We start from the raw sequence: 353 nt of genomic DNA, 5'->3' as shown, positions 1-353 counted from the left end.
TTTGAAGACTTCGCCTTTGTTTATATAAGGAATGAATGGTCTCAATACCTTTTATTGTACGTGAAGCATGACGAAGATTTTGAAATCCTGCGGATTTGGCAAAACGTCGCTTCACATGCCTATGGTCCTGTTCTATAAGGTTATTCAAATGCTTGATTGTACAATGAATTGTACGTTTATCAAAGCCTTGTTCTTTTAATTTTTTAAATGCACAAAGTAACGCTGGGGCTTTGTCGGTTGTGAGAACCGTTGGCTCTCCAAACGTTTGTAAGAGTCTTTTCATAAAAGCATAAGCAGCCTGATGATTGCGCTTTTTACGAAGTTGAATATCCAATGTGTGCCCTTCTTTATCA

Annotated in this window: 1 protein-coding gene; it reads right to left on the bottom strand. The window is 37.7% G+C overall.

What is annotated here, in order from left to right; all coding sequences use genetic code 11:
- A partial coding sequence (locus tag AZF08_RS24930; RefSeq protein ID WP_153019600.1) for a DDE-type integrase/transposase/recombinase occupies positions 1 to 353 on the bottom strand: 353 nt, incomplete at both ends.

Source organism: Bacillus gaemokensis (assembly GCF_001590835.1).
Taxonomy (GTDB): Bacteria; Bacillota; Bacilli; order Bacillales; family Bacillaceae_G; genus Bacillus_A; species Bacillus_A gaemokensis.
This window is presented reverse-complemented; position numbering and strand designations above follow the sequence as displayed.